Origin of the sequence: Desulfovibrio sp. 1188_IL3213 (genome assembly GCF_036763145.1) — a bacterium.
Lineage (GTDB): Bacteria > Desulfobacterota > Desulfovibrionia > Desulfovibrionales > Desulfovibrionaceae > Desulfovibrio.
Genome location: NZ_JBAIYR010000743.1, coordinates 1 through 255, shown reverse-complemented (window position 1 = coordinate 255; position 255 = coordinate 1). Strand labels below are relative to the sequence as shown.

Genomic DNA, 255 nt, shown 5'->3' with positions numbered 1-255 from the left:
CACTGACGCCACAAGAATTCCGGCTATGATGTTGTAGGTTATCGCATTCATTTCACAGCAACCCTTTCTTCCGGTTTATGGTTGATGCAGAGGTCAGAGAAGGGCTACTTCTTTTTCCCGGCGACCATGCGGAGCATTTTATTGGTGATGTCGAATCCGCCGAAAACGTTGACAATAGCCATTGCCACGGCAAGAGCCCCCAGAAGCGTGAAAAAGGTCGAACCGGCAAGATGGGTCGCGGTTACCGCACCAAGA

1 protein-coding gene is annotated in these 255 nt (G+C 51.0%); it reads right to left on the bottom strand.

Going from position 1 to position 255, the window contains the following annotated elements; genetic code table 11:
• Positions 1 to 104: 104 nt before the first annotated feature.
• The coding region (locus tag V6C16_RS14815; protein WP_333543639.1) for a proton-translocating transhydrogenase family protein at positions 105 to 255 on the bottom strand (151 nt) is incomplete at its 5' end.